Genomic DNA, 19,632 nt, shown 5'->3' with positions numbered 1-19,632 from the left:
GGATGGCCCGATAAGCCGGTTCGGTGGCGCCGTTTTCCTGGACCTCCCGGTTTGTTACCGGCGAATTTCTTCGGCCGCGCTCTTGACCTGGGCCCCCGGGAGGGGGAAGTTTGTCAGCATCGGATTTACGAGTCATTTACGAACATGGTTCGTAAAGGGGTGTCGTGGCCATTGTGATCGGAGTGGTGACCCACTCGCTGCACGGTGAGTTGTTCCGGGAAGCCGCGAACACACTCGGTGGAGTCGACCTGGAATGGGTCAGTTACGACCACGAGGACGAGATCCACGCCAAGGTCGCCGAGTTCCTCAGCACCACCCGGCTGGACGGCTTCCTGGCGGGCCCGGTCCCGTACACGGCCAGCCGCGAGCTGCTCCCGCCCGGCCTTCCCGTCGGCGTGATCCGTTCGTCGGCGCTCGACCTGACCCTCGCGCTCTACCGCGCCCAGGAACGCGGCTGGGGCCGGACCCCGGTCAGCATCGACACCTTTCCCGCCGAGGCGGTCGAGGCGGTCGCCACCGCGCTCGAACTCGACACCGGCGCCATCGAATTCCTGCCGTACGCCCCCACGCAATCCGTGGAGGACATCGTCGAGTTCCACCGCTCCGCCCACCGCCGTTTCGGCGGCCGCGGCTACGTGATCAGCGTCCGCGCCGCCGCCCGCGAGCTGCTGTCCGGCGAGCTGCCGATCATGAGTGGCATGCCGGTGCCGGCCACGATCAGGACCGAGCTGCACGAGCTCGCGCTCAGGATCGAGTCCGAGCGCGCGAGCGCACAACGCTTCGCCGCCGGAGTCTTCCTCATCTCGCACTCGCAGGACGAGGAACGGGCCCGGATCGGCCTGATGAATCTGCTGCTCAACACCCCCGAGTTCGCCGGCGCCTGGATCGAGGACCGCGGCCGGCGCGGCGTCGTCGTCTTCGCCCACAAGGCCCTGTTCGAGCGCATCACCCGCAACTGGGTGGCCGTGCCCGCACTGGCCGAGGCGGCCGCGGCGCTCGGCGCGCAGGTCTCGGCCGGGTTCGGCGTCGGCGCGTCCGCCCGCAACTGCGTGGCCCTGGCCGAGCAGGCCGCCGCCCGCGCGGAGCGGGAGAGCGAGCCGTGCGGCTACCTGATCGAGGACAGCGGGGTGATCATCGGGCCGATGGGCCCGGTCCGGGCCGCGCTCAGTTACTCCTACCGCGAGCACGGCGACCACGTCGAACGGCTGGCGAAGTCCGTCGGCCTCAGCGCCGCCACCGTCTCCCGCCTGGCGGCGCTGGACCACGAACTGGAAGGCCGCGCGATCTCCCCCGGCGAGCTCGCCGGGCATCTCGGCATCACGGATCAGAGCGGCCGGCGGCTGATCCGCACCCTCGACGCCGGCGGCCTGGTGAGCGTCGAAGGCACCGCCCAGCACCACCCCAAGGGACGGCCGACGCGTCTGTACCGGCTACGCATCGCCCAAGCGTTACTGCGCTCATCGCGTTGAAGGGACAACCATGGAGCTCAACCGCCGCCAGATCCTGAAGTACGCAGGACTCGGGCTGGCCCTGCCCGCCGTATCGCCCCTGCTGGCCGCCTGCTCCGGCGGCGGCTCAGGCGGCTCGGGCGGGTCGGGCGACGGCACCGTGAAGTTCGAGGGCTGGGACTACGAGGCCGCCCTCGTCCAGCAGAACCTGGACAACTTCACCAAGACCACCAACATCAAGGTCGACTACACCCCCATCACCAGCGCGCAGTACGTGCAGAAGGTAGTGGCCGAATTCACCGCGGGCGGCGGCCCCGACGCCCTCTATGTTTACGACGACTCCCTGGCGGCCTGGGTCGACGGCGACTACCTGCAGCCGCTCGACGGCCTGCCCGGCGTGGACGAGGTGTACGACGCCATCTACCCGGGCAACGCGGCCGCGATGACGTACCAGGGCAAGCGTTACGGCCTGCCGTACTACACCGACTCCAACTGCCTGCTCTACAACACCGAGATCCTGGAGAAGGCCGGCATCAAGAAGCCTCCGGCCAGCCTGGAGGAGCTGGAGGCGCAGGCCGTCAAGATCAAGGAGGCGGGCCTGCTCGAATACCCCATCGGCGTGCCGGCGCAGCTGTCCGACACCTGGTGGGCCTGGGTGTGGGCGCTGATCTTCGGCAGCGGCGGCAACATGTTCGACGAGCGGCAGGCGCCGATCATGAACACCACCGACACCGTGGTGAAGGACGTCTTCGCCTGGCTGCAGCAGGCGGCGACCAAGTCGAAGGTGATCGACCCGGCCTGCCTGCAACTGCTCGCGATCCCGGTCGACAACGCGATGAAGGCCAACCGGTACGCGTACACGATCGGCGCCCGCTACGCCAGCCGCGACTACAACGACGCCGCCAAGTCCAAGGCCGCGGGCAAGATCCGGCTGGCGCTCGTGCCGAGCCTCGACGGAAAGGAACACGGGACGGTCAGCAACACCCGGCTCTACGCGCTGGCCAAGGACACCGAGGTCAAGGACAACGCGTTCAAGCTGCTCACCTACCTGGGCGGGCTGGACGCGAACAAGCAGCCGTACACCGCGAAGTTCTGGTTCCTGCAGCGCGGCCTCGGGTTCGCTTACAAGTCGATGGCGACCGACCCGGAGGTCACCGCGGCGCTGGAGAAGTTCGCCGACCCGAAGGTCTACGCCCACCTCGGCGAGATCGCCACCCCGCGCAACGTGCTCGGCGTGCCCTGGTACACCGAGTTCGAGATCGAGATGCACAAGGTCGTGCAGGGCGTGCTCAGCAACCAGGTGCAGCCGGCCGCGGCGGTGGCGGGCCTGGCGCAGACCGTCGAGACGCTGAAGAAGAAGTACAACTGAGGATGGCCGCACTCGCCGAACGCCGGCCTCTGGGCGACAACGCCAAGGCGTGGGCCCTGAACGCGCCGGCCATCATCGTCATCTCGCTGCTGATCGCCTACCCCATCGCGTACTCGTTCTGGGTCAGCCTGCAGCGGCACAATCTCAAGCGCCCGCGGGCGACCAAGTTCGTCGGCCTCGACAACTACACGGGCCTGCTCAGCGACCAGGCGTTCCTGTCCGCGCTCAAGGTGTCGGCCCTGTTCGTGCTCCTCGTGCTCGGGATGACCGTGGTCCTCGCGCTCATCCTCGCGCTGGTGCTGAACGAGCGGTTCCGCGGCCGCGGCCTGCTGCTCAGCCTGGCGCTGCTGCCGTGGGCGATGCCCGGCGTGGTGAACGGCCTGATGTGGCGGACCATCTTCGACGCCAAGACCGGCGCGCTGAACGGCCTGCTGACCCAGCTCGGGCTGATCGACAGTTATCACGCCTGGCTGACCTCCGGGACCGGCGCGTTCCTGTTCACCGCGCTGGCCCAGGTGTGGAACACGCTCCCGTTCTCGGTCATCATCCTGCTCGCCGGGCTGTCGACCATCCCCGCGGAGCTGTACGACGCCGCCACCGTCGACCGCGCGGGCGGGCTGCGGCGCTTCGTCCACGTGACCCTGCCGTGGCTGCTGCACCCCCTGCTCATCGTGCTGATCCTGGAGACGATGAACGCGTTCCGCGCCTTCGACACCATCTACGTGCTGACCGGCGGCGGCCCCGGCGACGCGACCACCACCATCGCCCTGCTCGACGTGCAGACCGTGCTCACCTTCACCGACTTCGGCCTGGGCAGCGCCTACGCCTGGGTCATCACCGCGATCACCCTGCTGATCTCGATCGGTTACATCGGCCTGCTCTACCGGAAGGGGAACTTCGAGGTATGAGCACCGTGGTCAAGGTCCCCCTGCGGTACCGCATCCCCTGGAAGAAGATCGTCCTGTACGTGCTGGCGGTCGCGTTCGGGCTGTACCTGGTGCTGCCGTTCTACTGGATCGTCGCGATGAGCTTCATGCGCGAGGTGGACGCGATCTCCGTCCCGCCGCACTGGATCCCGAATCCCGCGACGCTGGAGAACTATCTCGGCTTCGTCAATCCGAACGAGGCGCAGCAGCTCGTCGGCGGCCGGGCGATCGACGAGACGCCGTACTCGCTGCGCAACAGCCTGATCGTGGCCACCTCGACGGCGGTGCTGAACCTGGTGCTGGCCACGTTCGCGGCGTACTCGTTCTCGCGGCTGAAGTTCCGCGGCAGCCAGGTGCTGCTGGTGCTCTACCTGCTCACCAGGATGGTGCCGGGCATCGCGATCATCATCCCGTTCTACCTGCTGATGCGGACGTTCGGGCTGCTGGACACCTATCTGGCGCTGATCCTGTCGTACACGACGTTCGCGCTGCCGATCACGATCTGGATCCTGAAGGACTTCTTCCGCTCGGTGCCGCGCGAGCTGGAGGAGGCGGCCAGGGTGGACCGGTGCGGCTGGTTCCGCACCATGTGGTCGGTGTTCCTGCCGGTCGCGGCGCCTGGGCTGGTCGCGGCCGCCGTGTTCGCGTTCATGACCGCCTGGAACGAGTTCATGTTCGCGTTGTTCCTGACCAGCACCGAGGCGGCGAAGACGATCCCGGTTGTGGCGGCGAACTTCGCCACCGACTTCAACACCCAGTTCACCGTGATGGCCGCGGCCGGCGTGCTCGCGGTCGTCCCACCCCTGGTGCTGGCCCTGCTCTTCCAGCGCAAGCTGGTCCAGGGCATGGCCGCCGGATCCGTGAAGGGCTGACAGATGGCAGAGGTACGACTCGAAGGCATCACCAAGGCGTTCGGCGGCAAGACCGTGGTGGACGACCTGAATCTGACCATCGAGGACCAGGAGTTCCTTACCTTGGTCGGCCCGTCCGGCTGCGGCAAGTCGACGACCCTGCGGATGATCTGCGGCCTGGAACGGCCCACGAAGGGGAACGTCTTCTTCGACGGCAAGCCGGTGAGCTGGCTGCCGGCCAACAAGCGCGACGTCGCGATGGTGTTCCAGAGCTACGCGCTCTACCCGCACAAGACGGTGCGGCAGAACATCGGGTTCGCGCTGAAGATGATGCGGGTGCCCAAGGCGACGATCGACGAGCAGGTGCTGCAGGCGGCCAGGACGCTGGACATCGAGGACCTGCTGGACCGCAAGCCGCGCGAGCTGTCGGGCGGGCAGCGGCAGCGGGTCGCGCTCGGCCGCGCGATCGTGCGGGACGCCGGGGCGTACCTGCTCGACGAGCCGCTGTCCAACCTGGACGCGCAGCTGCGCGTGCTGATGCGGGCGGAGATCAAGCGGCTGCACGTGGACGTCGCCCGCACGTTCATCTACGTCACCCACGACCAGGTCGAGGCGATGACGATGTCGGACCGGATCGCGGTGATGCGCGACGGCGTGGTCCAGCAGTGCGCGACGCCGGGGGACATCTACGAACGCCCCGCCAACCGGTTCGTGGCCTCGTTCATGGGCTCGCCGCCGATGAACTTCGTCACCGGTGAGCTGGCCGACGTCGAGGGCGTCCGGGTCTTCCGCAGCGGCGCGCTGACCCAGGAGCTGGGACCGTACGAGGCCGCGCCGGACGACCCGGCCGTCGTCCTGGGCGTGCGGCCGGAGGACGTGACGCTGTCGCCGACGCCGGTCGAGGGGTACCAGCCCGGGAAGGTGTTCGTGTCCGAGCCGCTCGGCCCGGACGTTCTCGTCACCGTCCGGATCGGTGGCGAGCTGCTGAAGGCCCGGGTGCCGGTGCCGTTCCGGCTGGGTCATGACAGCACGGTGTACGTCGGCTTCAACCAGGAGCGCCTGCACCTGTTCAAGGCTTCCGACGGCACCGCGCTGCATGCGCCGCAGCGCGTTTGACTGATGGAAAGGACCACTTTGAGAGACCCTGAGAACGCGGTCGTCGAGGTCGAGCTGCCGGACGACTTCGACGACTTCTGGGCGGCCGGGCTGGCGGACTGCGCGTCGTACCCGCTGGACCCCGTCCTCACCGAGCTGCCCGCGTTGTCCACGGACAAGGTGACCGTCTACGACCTGCGGTACACCAGTTACGGCGGGCTGCGGGTGGCCGGCTGGTACACCGTGCCGCGCGGATCTTCCGGCCCGTATCCGGCACTGGTCACGATCCCCGGCTACATCTCCGAGCCGACGATCCCGAAGGAGTGGTCCGAGCTGGGGTACGCGGCGCTCGCGGTGGCGCCGCGCGGGAAACTGCGCTCGAACGACCTGTTCAACCCGGGTTATCCGGGCCTGCTCACGCACAACATCGCCGACCCCCAGACCTACGGGTACCGCGGGTTCTACCTCGACGTGGTGCGGGCGGTCGAGGTGCTGCTGGAACGCCCCGAGGTCGACGGCTCGCGGATCGGGCTGCAGGGGTCGAGCCAGGGCGGCGGCCTCGGGATCTCGACGGCCGCGCTCATGCCGGACGTGATCCGGTGTGTCGCGGCGGGGGCGCCGTACCTGTGCGGGATCATGGCCGCGACGACGCTGACCCGGTCGTACCCGTACGAGGAGATCAACGAGTACCTGCGGCTGCACCCGGAGGACGCCGGCCGGGTGCGGGAGACGGTCGCGTACTACGACGGGCTCAACTTCGCGCCCAAGGTCCAGGCGCCGACGCTGCTCTACGTCGGGATGGAGGACGACGTGTGCCCGCCGGAGACCGGGTTCGCGCTGCGCCGGGCGCTGACCTGCGAGACCACCCTGCACGCCTACCCGCACTGCGCGCATCACGCCGGGCTGCCCGGCGTGATGCGCATCGTGGAGGACTTCCTTGCCGCACACCTCACCCCGGGACGGTGAACCGATGACCTTCGACGCCTACTGGTCCGCCGTGGACGAGGAACTGGCCGCGATCCCGGCCCGGCCCGTGCTCGACCCGGTGCCTGCTCGGACGACGGACGAGGCGACCAGCTACACCGTCCGGCTCACCAGCGTCGGGCCGTACCGCGTCACCGGCTGGCTGAGCATCCCGGCCGGTGACGGGCCGTTCCCCGCGCTGCTGCAGATACCGCGCCACGGCAGCGTCAACGACATGCCACATCCGAACGACCGGAGCCGGTACGTGCTGTTCGGCCTGATGCACCGGGGCCAGCGGCTGGCCGACGAAGGCTTCGCGGCGGCGTACCCGGGGCTGCTCACGATGGGCATCGACGACCCGGCATCGTACGTCTATCGCGCGATCGCCGCGGACTGCCTGCGGGCCGCGGAGTTCCTGATGAGCCTGGCCGAGGTCGATCCGGCGCGGGTGGCCGTGCGCGGCGACGACCTGGCCCTGCTGACGGCCGCCAGGCGGCCGGGGTTCAGCGCGGTCCGGCTGTCGGAGCTGCTGTTCCACCGGGCGATGGAGGCCCGGCTGAAGTCGAGCCACTACCCGCTGGAGGAGCTCAACGACCACCTGCGGGCCGGCTCGTCGGAGCGGACCATCGGCGAGACCCTGTCCTACTTCGACCCGGTACGGCACGCCCCCGCCGTGACCGCCCGCACGCTGCTCGCCGTGGACGACCCCGGCTGGTGCGCGGACCTCATCGACGCCCTGCCCGCCGCGACCGTCTACCGGCTGACCCATCTCGACGGCACCGACAACGACTACCTGGACGCCTGGATGGCCGAGCTCTGCGGCGTCCCGGCGATGTCGAAGTTCGTCAGATGAGCAACCCCTTCGGCGTCCGGCCCGTCGTCAACGCCTCCGCGACGCTCACCGCGCTGGGCGGCTCGCTGATGCCGCCCCCGGCGCTGAAGGCGATGACGCAGGCCGCGGCCTGCTTCGTCGACCTGCCCGAACTGCACGACCGGGTCGGCGAGCGCCTGGCCGCGCTCACCCGCAACGAGGCGGCCTGCGTGACGTCCGGCGCGGCGGCGGGGATCACGCTCACGGTCGCCTCCTGCGTCGGGGGCCCGGCGCAGGCGTTCCCGGCCGAGGCCGAGGTCGTCATGTTCACCGGTCAGCGCAACGGCTACGACTACGCGGCCCGCCTGACCGGCGCCCGCGTCGTCGAGATCGGCCCGTCGATCGCGGAGCTCAGGGCGGCCCTGGCCCGCCGCCCCGCCTGCGTCCTGTGGTTCGCCGGCGCCCACTACGCGGCGGGCGCGCTGCCGATCGCGGACGTGCTCCGAGCCGCGCGGGAGCTCGACCCGGCCGTACCGGTGATCGTGGACGCGGCGGCCCAGATCCCGCCCGTCTCCTCGCTGTGGCACTTCACCACGGACCTCGGCGCCGACGCCGTGATCTTCAGCGGCGGCAAAGGACTCCGCGGCCCCCAGGCCAGCGGGCTGGTGCTGGGAAGGCGCTGGATCGTCGACCGGTGCCGGGCCCACGCCTCGCCGAACCAGGAGATCGGGCGCGGCATGAAGGTCGGCAAGGAAGAGCTGCTCGCACTGTACGCCGCCGTCGAATGGACCCTGGAGCAGGACGAGCGGGCCCTGCTGGCGGGTTACGAGCAGATCGTCGACCGGTGGATCGCCGGCCTGCGCGGCCTGCCGGGCGTCGTCGCCGAGCGCGGCTACCCGAGCGAGGCGGGCCAGCCGCACGGGCGAGCGATCGTCCGGCTGCGGCCGGCCAGCGGCTGGACCAGGGACGCGCTGGTGCGAGCCCTGTGGGACGGGGACCCGCGGATCGCGGTCGGCGTGTCCGGCGTCCCCGACGACGCGATCGCGCTGAACCCGCAGACGCTGGAGCCGGGGGAGGACGCGGTCGTCCTCGACACCCTGCTCCGGCACCTGCGCTCATGACGGTGGCTCACCGCAGTGGAATCACCGCAGTGGCTCACCACGGTGGACGCATCGCGTTGACGAGGGTGCCGAGCGGCACCCGGGCGAATCCGACGCGGGTGTCGCTCGCCCCGTAGGGCAACCACACGGCGTCATCGTGCAGCAGGCCGCCGCAGGAGTACACGACGTTGGGCACATAGCCGTCGCGCTCGGTGCCGTCGGCGGTGAGGAGCGTTCCGGGAAGCTCGGCGATGACACGGTGCGGCTCGTCCAGGTCGAGCAGCAGGGCGCCGATGGAGTAGTCGCGCATGGGGCCGACGCCATGGGTCAGGACGAGCCAGCCGGCGCCGGTCTCGATGGGGGATCCGCAGTTGCCCACCTGGATGAGTTCCCAGTCCCGGCGGGGACTGTGCAGGGGCGTCGGCGGCTGCCAGCTGTTGTGCCGGTCGAGGGCGGTGAGCCCGATGGTCTCGCCGTCGGAGCGGCACAGCGCCAGCGTCCGCCCGCCGACCGGTCGCGGGAAGAGCGCCATGCCCTTGTTGACGGCGGCCGGGCCGCGCATGGGAGTGATCGCGAAGTGACGCAGGTCGTCGCTGGCGATCAGGTGCGAGCGGATGTGCCGCCCGTCGTAGGCGGTGTAGGTGGCCCGGTACGAAGGTGCGCCGTCCCGGTCGACGATCCGGACGAATCGCGCGTCCTCCATGCCGTTGGACTCGGCCGCGGTCGAGGGCCAGAGCACGCGCCGGTGCAGGGGGAGGTCGGCAGGGAAGACCACGGCGTAGTCGGAGTGCGTAGCGCGGCGCATCTCTTCCAGGGTCGGTTGCGTGGAGGTGCGGGTGAGCAGGTCGCCGGGAAGCCGGGCGATCGCGTGCTCGAAGTCGTCGTCGTCGAAGCGTTCCGGCAGGGACCGCAGGACGGCGGCCGTCACCTCGTTGTCCCGGGCGCCGTCGCTGAGCCCGGCGGCGAGCAGGTCGCGCCGATGGCGGATGCGGCGCCGGCATCCGACGGACAGCGTCCCCGAGCGGTCGGCGATCGCCAGCTCGGAGCCGGGGCCGAGCACCGCCGTGGCGAAGCCGATCGAGGACAGGTGCCCCTCCCCGATCTGCCGCAGGCTGATCGCCACACGGAGCTGACCGGGGCGCAGGCCGGACTGGTCGGGATGAGGGACCATGGAGGGGTTGCACACCGCCGCGCCCTCCACGGCGTACTCGTGACTGAAGTAGGCGCCCACGAGGAGGCGGGCCGGCAGGGACAGGCCGACGTCGCGCGGGACGCGATGGCGGACCAGGTCGTGGTGATGGGCGAAGGTCGTTTCGAGGTCGTGGTGCCGATCGCCGAACCGGCGCAGCGTCTCCTGGAGCATGTCGGCGGTCTGGTCCTCGTCGAGGAGCATGATGCGGTCGATCAGCGCGGCGGCCCTGGTACGGGTGAGCGCGGCGTCCTCGCCGGGCACGAAGAGCTTGATGATCACTCGGCGCGGGTCGGGAGTGAGGGCCGGGCCGAGCCGGGTGGCCAGATCCCTGATGGTCACGGGAGCCGCCTGGCATGCTGCATGGTGGAGATCAGCGCGATGGTGGACTCCGCTCCCTGGTTGAGGTTCGGACCGTGCTCGGTCAGGCCGTCGTAGCCGCCGCCGGTCGCCGGGTCCCACATCGGGACGTGGGCGTCGTTGGCTCCCTCGAACCAGGCGACCGACCGTCGTACCCGCTCGTGCCACGCGTCGTCGCCGGTCACGCAGGCCGCGGTGGCGCAGGCGTCGGCGAGCGCGGCCACCTCGATCGGCTGCTGGTCGTAGCGGGCCCGAGGCGCGTCCTGCCGCCAGCCGGTGGCGGGCACGACGGCGAGCCGGCCGTCCTCGGTCTGGAGGTCCGACAGCCAGGTCAGCATGCGCAGGCCGGTGGTGAGCAGTTGCCGGTCATCGCTCAGCTCCCCGGCGGCGATGATCACTTCCGCGAGGGCGGCGTTGGCGTAGGTCAGCTGGGGTTGCGGCCACGGCCAGGTGGGCTGCTCCGAGGGTGTGCCGATCGCCGCCACGGCGTCCATCAGCAGGGAGGCGGCCACCGTGCTGTCCGGGGTGGTGCGCAGGACCTCCGCCGCGCCGAGCCCGGCGAAGGCCATGGCGCGCGGATGCGGGGAGCGCTGTTCGGCGCCGCGCACGAAGGTGTGCAGCGCCTCCTCCCTGATCCAGGGCATGGCGTTGCGGGCCGCCGCGGTGCCCAGACCCCACATCGCCCGTCCCCACCAGTCGCCCACACCCGGAGGCTCGATCCAGCGACGGCCGAAGGTGAGCCGGTTGCGGAACGCGCCGGAACGATCCTGCGCGTGGGTGAGGAACGCGAGGTAGCACTCGGCCAGCCGGGCCAGTGGCCGGCCGGGGTGGGGCTCGCGGCTGGCGACGACGAGGCCGCGGGCGACGTCGTCGGTGCAGTAGCCGTGCTCCCGGCGCACGACGGCGTGCCGGGCGTGCTCGAACAGGCCGGTGTCGTCGCTCATCCTGAGCAGATGCCCGAAACCCGGTGGGCCGGCGCTCACGGCAGCATCGCGGCCGGTCGCGCGGCGACGAGCGAGCGGCCGAGCCCGTCGTACCGGGCCGCGACCGACGGCCACAGCAGCGTCGGGAGCAGGGCGCGGGTACGCCCGGTGAGGTGCTGGGCCAGCCGGGGCTGGGTGAGGACGCGGCGGATGGCGGAGGCGAGCGCGGCGGGGTCGCCGTGGGGAACGAGCAACCCCGGCCCGTTGGTGAGCAGTTCCACGGCGTGCGGGAAGGAGGTGGCGACGACCGGCACGCCGGCGGCCACGGCCTCGATGAGGACACCGGACGTCACCTGCTCCGCCGAGTCATAAGGCAGGACGACGACGTCCGCCGAGCGGATCAGCCGGCTCAGCGAGTCCTGATCCCGGTAGACGGGGTCGTGCCGCACGGCCGCGGACACTCCCAGCCGGGCGGCGAGATCGTGCAGGCCTTCGCGATAGGCCTCGCCCTGGAACTCCAGCACCTTGGGATGGGTCTTGCCGGCGATCGTGTAGCTCGGTGCGGGGTCGAGGCCGGCCAGGAGCGCGAGTGCGCGCACCGCCCATTCGATCCCTTTGCCGGGGCCGAGCAGCCCCCAGGTGAGCAGGTGCGGACGGGCGCGCCGCCGCGCCGGGACTCGCAAGTGGTCGGCGGCCCCGTGCGGAATGACGAACACCTTGCCGGCATCCACCCGGTAACCGGCCGTCAACCGGTCACGAGCGGTGCCGGTCATGGTCACGATCGCGCCGGCGGCGTCCGCGATCTCTTCGAGCAGGGCCTTCTGCGGGGGAGTGGGCCGGACCAGGACGGTGTGCAGGACCACGATGCTCGGCACGGTGAGGGAGCGCAGCAACGGCAGGACGTCCTGACCGTCCGGTCCGGGGTAGATGCCGTACTCGTGCTGCACGATGGCCACGTCGAAGTCCTCGAGAGCGGTCGCCGCCCCCTGCCAGCCGCCGAGCCCGCCGGGAGTCCAGGTGTGCACGACTCCGGGCTGCGGCCGTTCGTCGTCACCTTCCGTGGTGACCCGGACGATCCCGCCGGACCTTTCGCCCCTGGCCAGCTGCGCGGCCAGGGCGGAGTTGAAGGTCGCGAGCCCGCACTGGGTGGGCGGGTGGGTGCTGAGAAACCCGTATGTGAGGGCCAACTGTCTCGCCTTTCGGTCATCCGGCCGCACCAAGATGGACTCGGGTGCTGCTCGCTCGGTGAAGACGGCTACCCGTCTGCCTGCGCGTCTGCGGGGGAACCTGGAGACTTCACCGGGGGCCCGTCCTCATTCGGGGGCCCGGCCGACGCGACCGATCAGCTGATGGCGTGGTTCGCGTACGCCCGACACTATCAGTCGCTAACTTTGTCCTAACATTTCGCGATAAATGCTCAGATAACTCCCCACCATTCGATCGGCACTGAACCTGCGTCGCGCCTGCGCGCGGCAGCTCGCACGGTCGATCGTCGCGACGCGTGCCACGGCGGTGACCGCCTCGTCGAGTGAGTCCACCAGGAAACCCGTCACGCCCGGATCCACGACTTCGGCCATCGACCCGCGCCGGTAGGCGACGACGGGAGTGCCGCAGGCCATTGCCTCGACCACCGACAGGCCGAAAGGCTCGTCGAACGCGATGGGATGCAGCAGCGCGGCGGCGCCGCCGAGGATCCGGCCACGCGACTCCGGCCCGACGGAGCCGAGGAAGCTGACCCGCTCGCCGTCGATCTTCGGCACGATCTCCTCCTCGAAGTACCGCTCGTCCTGGACGATGCCGCAGATCGTCAGCGGCATCCCGGACCGCCGGGCGATCTCGATGGCCGTGTGCGTTCCCTTGTCGGGATGAACGCGGCCGAACGCGACCAGTCGCCGGCCGCCCACGGGGTCGAAGGGGAACGCGTCCAGCTCGATGCCGTGGTGCACGGTGGCGACGTAGTCCAGCTCAGGGGCACGGTCCGCGTCCGAGATGGACACGTAGGCGGACCGGGCGCGGGCGTAGGCGGGCAGGATGCCCATGCCGGAGAATCCGTGGACCGTGGTGAGCAGAGGCGCCCGGCAGTGCTCGGCGAAGGCCAGCGGCAGCCAGTCGAGATGGCTGTGGACGACGTCGAACTCGCCGGAACGGCCCAACGCGTGCGCGACGTGCATCGCCTCCCACACCCGCCCGTCGAGCGACGGATCGTCGGCGTACCCGCGCGGGCACACACCGTCCAGTGCCCCGGAGGTGACGGAGTCCAAGGTGGCGAACAGCGTCACATCGGCCCCGGCGGCGCTGAGCCCCTCGGCGAGCAGGCTCGTCACCTGCTCCCATGGGCCGTAATGACGTGGAGGCGTGCGCCAGGCGATCGGTCCCAGCAGCGCTATCCTCACGTGACGGAGGTTTCGCTCCGGCGTATGTCCGGCATTTTTGGCGCCTTCTCTCCCTGGGGTGCGGTTCCGCGAGAACCCTCGATGGCAGTGACAGCAGGACCACCGCGGACGCGTCCCACGCTTCGGCTTCCTGCCCTGTCCCAGCCGAGTCAACGCCACGGTGCGCCGGCCGGTAACCGCTGATGCGGCAAGCGGTCATCACCACGGCTGATGACCGGGGAGCTGCGGCAAGAGGCTCCACGGCCACGCATCACCCGTGATCACCTGTGCGGGGCGGGCGAGTGCCATACCCTGTGGTGCAAGGCTGAGAACGCTCCTTCGACGTCTCGGAGGCGACAGCCATCACCAGAGAGCGAGACGCGACATGAGCAGTGCTCGCAGGATCGAAGATCATGCCACAGAGGCCCCCTCCCAGCAGGAAGAAGCTGACGAGCGGCCCGATCACGCGGCCAACGCGCAGTGGCTCAAGGACAATCCGGACTCCATGCCTCAGGTGGGCGCAGGTCGGTGGGCCGTGTACGACCGCGCCCATCGGCTGCGCGGTCACCTCGTCGGCGACGGCCCGACCCGCGACACCCGCTTCAAGGCGACCGGCGTGACATCCGAAGGGCCGGGTTCCGGCCACGTGCTGGGTCACGGCATCACCCTGCACGACGCCGGGGCCCATCTCCTCGACTCCGGAGCCGACGGGAAATCGCCCGAGGAGAAGCCGGAGGACTGAGCCGGGCGGTGCTGGGGCCGGACCGGACGACGTCCACCGGGAGGCCCTTTATCGCGGCAGATGATGAGCCTTGCTGCGATTGCGCGTTTCCGCCTGTTCGCCGGTCGCCTTGACTGGTGGATGAACAGACGGCGCAGCTTGCGTCGCTGTCATCGTGAGGGGGTCGTCATGGCCCTGGACGCACAAGGAGCGAACGCGACCGACCGCGCCGGCCTGAACGGTCAGGCCCCGCGCTGTGATCACATCGACCAGCTTCCGACAGTGGAGCCCGGGCCGCCCGAATGCAAGGGATGCCTTGAGCTGGGCCGCGCGTGGGCGCGGTTGCTGGTGTGCCTGACCTGCGGGTGGGTGGCCTGTTCCGACGATGCACGAGGCGGTCACTCCCGCGCCCACTACGAGGAGACCGACCATCCGGTCGTCGCCACCCTGGCATCGCGATCGAACTGGCGCTGGTGCTACGTGCACCGCCGCACCGTGTAGACGAGACGAGAGAGACTTATGACCATTTCCGAACAGGCGGTGGAACGCCGTCAGGACTACGACGGCGCATCGCCCTTCCCCGAGGCGGAAGAGCACGTTCCGGCAGGCAGGCTCCAGGTGGGACTGACAGGGGCGATCGTGGTGGCGCCGTTCCTCGCGCTCGGCGTCGCGATCTTCCTGGCGTGGGGGCGGGGATTGACGCTCACCGACCTCCTGCTCGCCGTGGTGCTCTATACGGTGACCGGCCTGGGGGTGACGGTCGGTTTCCATCGGCTGCTGACCCATGCCTCCTTCACGGCCCGGCCATGGTTGCGCGTGGCGCTGGCGGTCGCCGGATCGATGGGCTTTCAGGGGAACGTGATCGACTGGGTGGCGGTGCACCGCCGTCATCACGCCTTCACCGACCGGCCGGGCGACCCGCACTCTCCCTACCGGTACGGCACGGGCCTGCGCGGGCAGCTTCGGGGGCTTGCCCACGCCCATCTGGGCTGGTTGTTCATCGACGACCAGACCCCGGCCCAGCGCTACGTCCCTGATCTGCTGGACGATCCGGCCATGACGCGGGTGGCGCGCGCCTTCCCCGCGCTGTGCGCGTTGTCGCTGGCGCTGCCGTTCCTGGCCGGCTGGGCGATCACCGGCACGTTGTACGGCGCCCTGACCGCCTTCCTCTGGGCCGGCCTGATCAGGGTCGCGCTCCTGCAGCACGTCACCTGGAGCGTGAACTCGCTGTGCCACGTGCTCGGCAACCGGCCGTTCAAGACGCGCCGGCACGACCGCTCCACCAACCTGTGGCCGCTGGCGCTGCTGTCCTTCGGGGAGAGCTGGCACAACGGTCATCACAGCGAGCCCTCCTGCGCCCGCCACGGCGTGGATCGCGGCCAGCTCGACCCGTCCGCCGCCGTGATCGGCCTGTTCGAACGGCTGGGCTGGGTGAGCAACGTGCACTGGCCCGATCAGGAGCGCCTCGAACGCCGCCGCGTCGCCCGGCGGGATCAGGCTCGCGCCCCGGCTGGAGACTGACGGACGGCCTCTGTCCGCACGGGCCACGCCCTCCCGTGGCACTTAGAGTGGGAGGAGAAGGCCCGGATAGTCGCCGCCCGGCCGGGAAGGGGTGGTGTGTATGGAATTTCGGCAGTTGCGCTATTTTGTCACGCTAGCCGAGGAGTTGCACTTCGGCCGGGCAGCCGAGCGCGAGCACATCGTGCAGTCCGCGCTGAGCCAGCAGATCCAGCGGCTGGAACGCGAGCTGGGGGTGCGGCTGCTGGACCGCAGCACACACCACGTCGACCTGACCCCGGCCGGTGCCGCCTTCCTCGTCGAAGCCCGGCAGATCCTCGATCGCATGGGCAGGGCCGCGCAGGTGGCTCGCAACGCCGCCGCGCCCGTACCCACGCTGCGCGCCGGCATCATCGACGCGGGTTACGACACCATGCCGCAGATCCTGCGCGAACTGCAGCGCACCCATCTCGGCATCACGATCCACCAGGTCGAAGCGGGTACCCCCGAGCAGTACCGGCAACTGGCCGACGGCCGCCTGGACATCGCCATCGGGCAGGCATCCCAGGCTCCGGGCGAGGTGACCTCCAAGCTGATCAGGCTCGATCCGCTCGGTGTGCTGGTGCCCGACGAGCACCGCTTCGCCGAGTCCGACGGCGTACCCGTGGCCGCTCTGGCCGATGAGCTTCTGCTGCTCGGTGAGGAGTCACAGACGCCGGAGCTCAACCAGTTCGTCTTCACGCTGTGCCGCTCGGCCGGGTTCGCCCCCACCCTCTACGAGGGCACGGTGCAGAGCAGCCGCGCCGCCGCCGATCTCGTCCTCCAGCATCGCTGCGTGCACTGCGTCCCCTCCTCCTTCCGCACCTCCAACCGGCCGGGCACCACCTGGCGGCCCCTGATCGAGCCCGCCACGCACTATCCCTGGTCACTGCTGTGGCACCAGGACAACCCCTCACCTCACATCGCCGCCGTCATCGAGAGCGCCCGGAACCTGGCCGGGCGGCTCGGCTGGCTCGAACCCGTCAGCCCGGCCACCGGGCCCGCATCCGTCGAAGGCGCTCCGGGCGCCGCCATCGGCCCCACGGACGCTCCCGCCTGACGCCGCCGCCCGGTCACGAAGGGGCAGGCGGTCAGAGGTCGCCGGAGGCCGCGCCGGCCGGTGACGCGCCCCCGTCCCGGGCCCTCCTGGCCAGCGCCCGGCCGGCCTCGACGCTGAGCAGTTGTGCGGCGTCGGCCATTCCGGCGAGCTGGTCAGTCGTCATCGTCTCCAGGTAGACGGCGAGCCGCTGCCGGTCGGCGGTGCGGGCCAGGCCGATCGCGTTCCGCAGGGTGAGGGCTCGCGAGGCTTCGCCGATCGCCTTCAGGACGCCGGCCAGGGCCTGGTCCGCGCCGTTGGCGGGATCCGCCCACCGCGGAGGTCGCGTGTTCGACATCATTCACCTTGCCGTCCTTGAACTCTGAGCAGGTCCGGTCTCGTCATCCGAGGCTCCGGTTATCAGCTCAGGAGATGAGCAGTGCATGAATTGCCCGTTTCCTTCGGCCGTCCATTCCTGTGCGCTGAAGGGGACAGCGCGGATCCCGATCTCTACCGGCTGTCCTATCGATGACCTGGCAGGAGAAACCCCATGAACGAGAGCACAGACAGCAAGTGTCCCATCGTCCTCATTCATGGGCTGTGGCTGACCCCGCGTGCCTGGGAACACTGGATAGCCCGCTACACCGCGCTCGGCCACCAGGTGTCCGCTCCGGCCTGGCCGGGCATGGAGATCGAGGTCGAAGCCCTGCGCAAGAATCCTTCCGTCATGAACGGCCTGGGCGTGACCGAAGTGGCCGACTTCTACGAGAAGGTCGTCCGCGAGCAGACGCGGCCACCCATCATCGTCGGCCACTCCTTCGGCGGCCTGATCACGCAGATCCTGCTGGATCGCGGCCTCGGCGTCGCCGGCGTCGCGATCTCCTCCGCCCCGATCAAGGGCGTGCTGCGGTTGCCGCTCAGCAGCCTGCGTTCGGCCCTCCCGGTCCTGGCCAACCCCCGTAACCGGTCCAGGACCGTGGCGCTCAGCGCCGAACAGTTCCACTACGCGTTCACCAACACCCTGACCGCGCAGGAGTCCGAGGCGATCTACCAGCGCTACCACGTGCCGGCCCCCGGCCGGCCGCTGTTCCAGGCCGCCACCGCCAACCTGCGGCGGCATGCCGCCACCCGGGTCGATGTGCGCAACGACACGCGTGCCCCGCTCCTCCTGATCGCCGGCGGCGCCGACCACACCGTCCCCGTCACGCTGGTACGGGCGATCTACCAGCTCTACCGCAAGTCCCGTGCGGTCACCGACTACCAGGAGTTCGCCCGCATGCCGCACTTCTCCCTCGGTGCCCCCCAATGGGAGAAGGTCGCCGACCACGTCGTCTACTGGGCGCAACGGCACATCACGCGACAGGCCAGAAACAACCCGGCGAAGCACGACGGATGATGCGGCCCCGGCGGCCGGCGAGGCACGCGCCGACCGCCGGAAGGGCGGCCCCGGCGAGCGCGGCCCCTGCCGGGCTGCTCTCCGGCATTTCCCTTGTTTGAAGCTTGAAAGAGTGCCTATCTCCGGCCGGTGGGGAAGTTCACGGATATGGATCCACGTCAGGAGCGCCTGTTGCGGTTGGTTCCTGCGACCTTGGCGAGGATGGCCGCGTGGTGCGCGTGCCTGATCGTCATCGGCATCGTGGCCAACTACGTGTTCGGTTTCGTGGCGACGATGCGCATCGTCGCCCTGCCGGTGGCGGTCGCCCTGTTGCTGACCGCGTTGCTGTTCCCGCTCACCCGGCGCCTGCACGCGTCGGGCCTGCGGCCGATCTACGCCACCTGGGTGACCATGCTCGTCGCCTTCGCCGTGCTGGGCGGGACGGGCTGGATCGTCGGCGTCCGGGCCAACGAGGAGTTCCCCGGCCTGGTGACACAGGTCAGGCAGACGGCCAAGACGGTGGAGGGCTGGCTCTACACCGGTCCTTTGCACCTGGAGCCGATCCAGCTCAGCGGCTGGGTGGACGAGATCGCCAAGTTCGTCACCGAGCGGCAGCAGCAGATCACCTCGACGGTCCTGGCGGGCACCGTGGTCGTGGTGGAGGTGCTGGCCTCGATCGTGCTCCTGCTGTTCGTGACGTTCTTCCTGCTCAAGGACGGTGACCAGATCTGGTCCTGGTTCCTCAAGGCGTTCGGCCGGATGGCGCCGCGGGTCGACCGGGCCGGGCGGACCGCCTGGACCACGCTGTCGCACTACGTGCAGGGCACGGTGGCCGTGGCCGCGGTGCACGGCGTGCTCATGGGCGTGGTGCTGGCCGTCATGGGCGTCCCGCTCTGGGCGGCACTCGCCGTGCTGATCTTCCTGGCCAGCTTCATCCCGATCGTCGGCATCCTGTTCGCCGGCGCGGTCGCGACGCTGGTCACGCTCGGCGCGAAGGGCCCGATCTACGCGCTGATCTTCATCGGCATCCTGATCGTCGAGCAGCAACTGGAGAACCACGTGCTCCAGCCGCTGATCGTGGGCCGGGTGCTGCACTTCCACCCGCTGGCGATCATCATCGTGCTGGCCGTCGGCGGCATCCTCGCCGGGATCGCGGGCGCCGTCGTGGCCGTGCCGATCACCGCCATCCTCTACCGCGCCGTGCCCGAGCTCTTCAAGGACGATCCGATCCCCCTTCCGGCAGGACCGCCCCCAGGACCACCCCCAGAACCGCCGGCGCGGGCCGTGCCTCAGGGGAAGGAACCCGAGCAGAAGGGCTGACGGGCCCGCCGCGATCTCAAGCGGGGGCCGTCACCTTCCGATCCGGCCTGCTGGGCTCGTCCTCGGTGGTGAAGACGAACCCGAGTGCGTCAACGGTGACCTTGGCGATGTGACCGGGCCGGAGATCGCCGTAGAGGATCTGCTCCGACAGGGAGTCCTCCAGCTCGCGCTGGATCGTCCGGCGCAGCGGCCGGGCGCCCATGACGGGGTCGTAGCCGCGGTCGGCCAGCAGCTGCT

At 70.1% G+C, this 19,632-nt stretch carries 20 protein-coding genes; 14 read left to right on the top strand and 6 right to left on the bottom strand.

From position 1 onward, the window contains the following. The first annotated feature begins 164 nt into the window (after window positions 1-164). From AB0C27_RS00100 to AB0C27_RS00065, 8 genes are read left to right on the top strand one after another with little or no spacing between them, the layout of a single operon-like run. The gene (locus AB0C27_RS00100) at window positions 165-1,469 is read left to right on the top strand and encodes a hypothetical protein (protein WP_346106716.1); all 1,305 of its coding nucleotides are present in this window, start codon (window positions 165-167) and stop codon (window positions 1,467-1,469) included. A gap of 10 nt (window positions 1,470-1,479) precedes the next feature. Then, the gene (locus AB0C27_RS00095; RefSeq protein WP_357835303.1) at window positions 1,480-2,817 is read left to right on the top strand and encodes an extracellular solute-binding protein; all 1,338 of its coding nucleotides are present in this window, start codon (window positions 1,480-1,482) and stop codon (window positions 2,815-2,817) included. Window positions 2,818-2,819: 2 nt separating this feature from the next. Then, the gene (locus AB0C27_RS00090; RefSeq protein ID WP_357835300.1) at window positions 2,820-3,725 is read left to right on the top strand and encodes a sugar ABC transporter permease; all 906 of its coding nucleotides are present in this window, start codon (window positions 2,820-2,822) and stop codon (window positions 3,723-3,725) included. Next, window positions 3,722-4,615, top strand: a complete 894-nt coding sequence (locus AB0C27_RS00085) for a carbohydrate ABC transporter permease (RefSeq protein WP_346106721.1) — start codon at window positions 3,722-3,724, stop codon at window positions 4,613-4,615. Before AB0C27_RS00090 ends, AB0C27_RS00085 begins: the two co-directional genes overlap by 4 nt. Before the next feature lie 3 nt (window positions 4,616-4,618). Further along, the gene (locus tag AB0C27_RS00080; protein WP_357835296.1) at window positions 4,619-5,710 is read left to right on the top strand and encodes an ABC transporter ATP-binding protein; all 1,092 of its coding nucleotides are present in this window, start codon (window positions 4,619-4,621) and stop codon (window positions 5,708-5,710) included. An 18-nt stretch (window positions 5,711-5,728) separates the two neighbouring features. Next, window positions 5,729-6,655, top strand: coding sequence for an acetylxylan esterase (locus AB0C27_RS00075; protein ID WP_357835293.1), 927 nt, complete (start codon window positions 5,729-5,731; stop codon window positions 6,653-6,655). 4 nt (window positions 6,656-6,659) lie between these two features. Continuing rightward, a complete protein-coding gene (locus tag AB0C27_RS00070; RefSeq protein ID WP_357835290.1) occupies window positions 6,660-7,505 on the top strand; it encodes an acetylxylan esterase in 846 nt (281 codons plus the stop codon). Further along, on the top strand, window positions 7,502-8,584 hold the full coding sequence (locus tag AB0C27_RS00065) for a hypothetical protein (protein ID WP_357835287.1): 1,083 nt from the start codon (window positions 7,502-7,504) through the stop codon (window positions 8,582-8,584). Before AB0C27_RS00070 ends, AB0C27_RS00065 begins: the two co-directional genes overlap by 4 nt. A 34-nt stretch (window positions 8,585-8,618) precedes the next feature. On the opposite strand, the gene AB0C27_RS00060 is transcribed toward AB0C27_RS00065, so the two are convergent. The 4 genes from AB0C27_RS00060 to AB0C27_RS00045 form a co-directional block, all read right to left on the bottom strand. Beyond that, window positions 8,619-10,094, bottom strand: a complete 1,476-nt coding sequence (locus AB0C27_RS00060; RefSeq protein ID WP_357835284.1) for a glycoside hydrolase family 130 protein — start codon at window positions 10,092-10,094, stop codon at window positions 8,619-8,621. After that, the gene (locus AB0C27_RS00055; RefSeq protein WP_357835281.1) at window positions 10,091-11,056 is read right to left on the bottom strand and encodes a glycosyltransferase; all 966 of its coding nucleotides are present in this window, start codon (window positions 11,054-11,056) and stop codon (window positions 10,091-10,093) included. Before AB0C27_RS00055 ends, AB0C27_RS00060 begins: the two co-directional genes overlap by 4 nt. A gap of 35 nt (window positions 11,057-11,091) precedes the next feature. After that, window positions 11,092-12,222 (bottom strand): glycosyltransferase, encoded by a 1,131-nt coding sequence (locus AB0C27_RS00050; RefSeq protein WP_357835278.1) that lies wholly within the window; start codon window positions 12,220-12,222, stop codon window positions 11,092-11,094. Window positions 12,223-12,420: 198 nt separating this feature from the next. Then, the gene (locus tag AB0C27_RS00045; RefSeq protein WP_357835275.1) at window positions 12,421-13,428 is read right to left on the bottom strand and encodes a glycosyltransferase family 4 protein; all 1,008 of its coding nucleotides are present in this window, start codon (window positions 13,426-13,428) and stop codon (window positions 12,421-12,423) included. A gap of 364 nt (window positions 13,429-13,792) precedes the next feature. On the opposite strand from AB0C27_RS00045, the gene AB0C27_RS00040 reads away from it, so the two are divergent. The 4 genes from AB0C27_RS00040 (at window position 13,793) to AB0C27_RS00025 (ending at window position 16,724) form a co-directional block, all read left to right on the top strand. Then, the gene (locus AB0C27_RS00040; protein WP_357835272.1) at window positions 13,793-14,149 is read left to right on the top strand and encodes a hypothetical protein; all 357 of its coding nucleotides are present in this window, start codon (window positions 13,793-13,795) and stop codon (window positions 14,147-14,149) included. Between the two features lie 168 nt (window positions 14,150-14,317). Next, entirely contained in the window at window positions 14,318-14,629 is a 312-nt protein-coding gene (locus AB0C27_RS00035) for a UBP-type zinc finger domain-containing protein (RefSeq protein ID WP_357835269.1), read from the top strand. An 18-nt stretch (window positions 14,630-14,647) separates the two neighbouring features. Beyond that, entirely contained in the window at window positions 14,648-15,649 is a 1,002-nt protein-coding gene (locus AB0C27_RS00030) for a fatty acid desaturase (protein ID WP_357835266.1), read from the top strand. 100 nt (window positions 15,650-15,749) lie between these two features. Further along, window positions 15,750-16,724 carry a LysR family transcriptional regulator gene (locus AB0C27_RS00025; protein ID WP_357835263.1) on the top strand — a complete coding sequence of 325 codons (975 nt, stop codon included), beginning with the start codon at window positions 15,750-15,752 and terminating at the stop codon, window positions 16,722-16,724. 31 nt (window positions 16,725-16,755) lie between these two features. On the opposite strand, the gene AB0C27_RS00020 is transcribed toward AB0C27_RS00025, so the two are convergent. Further along, a complete protein-coding gene (locus AB0C27_RS00020; RefSeq protein WP_357835260.1) occupies window positions 16,756-17,058 on the bottom strand; it encodes a hypothetical protein in 303 nt (100 codons plus the stop codon). A 192-nt stretch (window positions 17,059-17,250) separates the two neighbouring features. On the opposite strand from AB0C27_RS00020, the gene AB0C27_RS00015 reads away from it, so the two are divergent. Further along, window positions 17,251-18,096 (top strand): alpha/beta fold hydrolase, encoded by an 846-nt coding sequence (locus AB0C27_RS00015; protein ID WP_357835257.1) that lies wholly within the window; start codon window positions 17,251-17,253, stop codon window positions 18,094-18,096. Between the two features lie 201 nt (window positions 18,097-18,297). Then, window positions 18,298-19,395, top strand: a complete 1,098-nt coding sequence (locus AB0C27_RS00010) for an AI-2E family transporter (protein WP_357835254.1) — start codon at window positions 18,298-18,300, stop codon at window positions 19,393-19,395. A gap of 16 nt (window positions 19,396-19,411) precedes the next feature. On the opposite strand, the gene AB0C27_RS00005 is transcribed toward AB0C27_RS00010, so the two are convergent. Further along, the coding region (locus AB0C27_RS00005) for a hypothetical protein (protein WP_357835251.1) at window positions 19,412-19,632 on the bottom strand (221 nt) is incomplete at its 5' end.

The organism is Nonomuraea sp. NPDC048882, assembly GCF_040649755.1.
In the GTDB taxonomy this organism is placed as follows: domain Bacteria; phylum Actinomycetota; class Actinomycetes; order Streptosporangiales; family Streptosporangiaceae; genus Nonomuraea; species Nonomuraea maheshkhaliensis.
The sequence above is the reverse complement of the archived record's forward strand: the minus strand, read 5'-3'. Positions and strand labels throughout refer to the sequence as shown.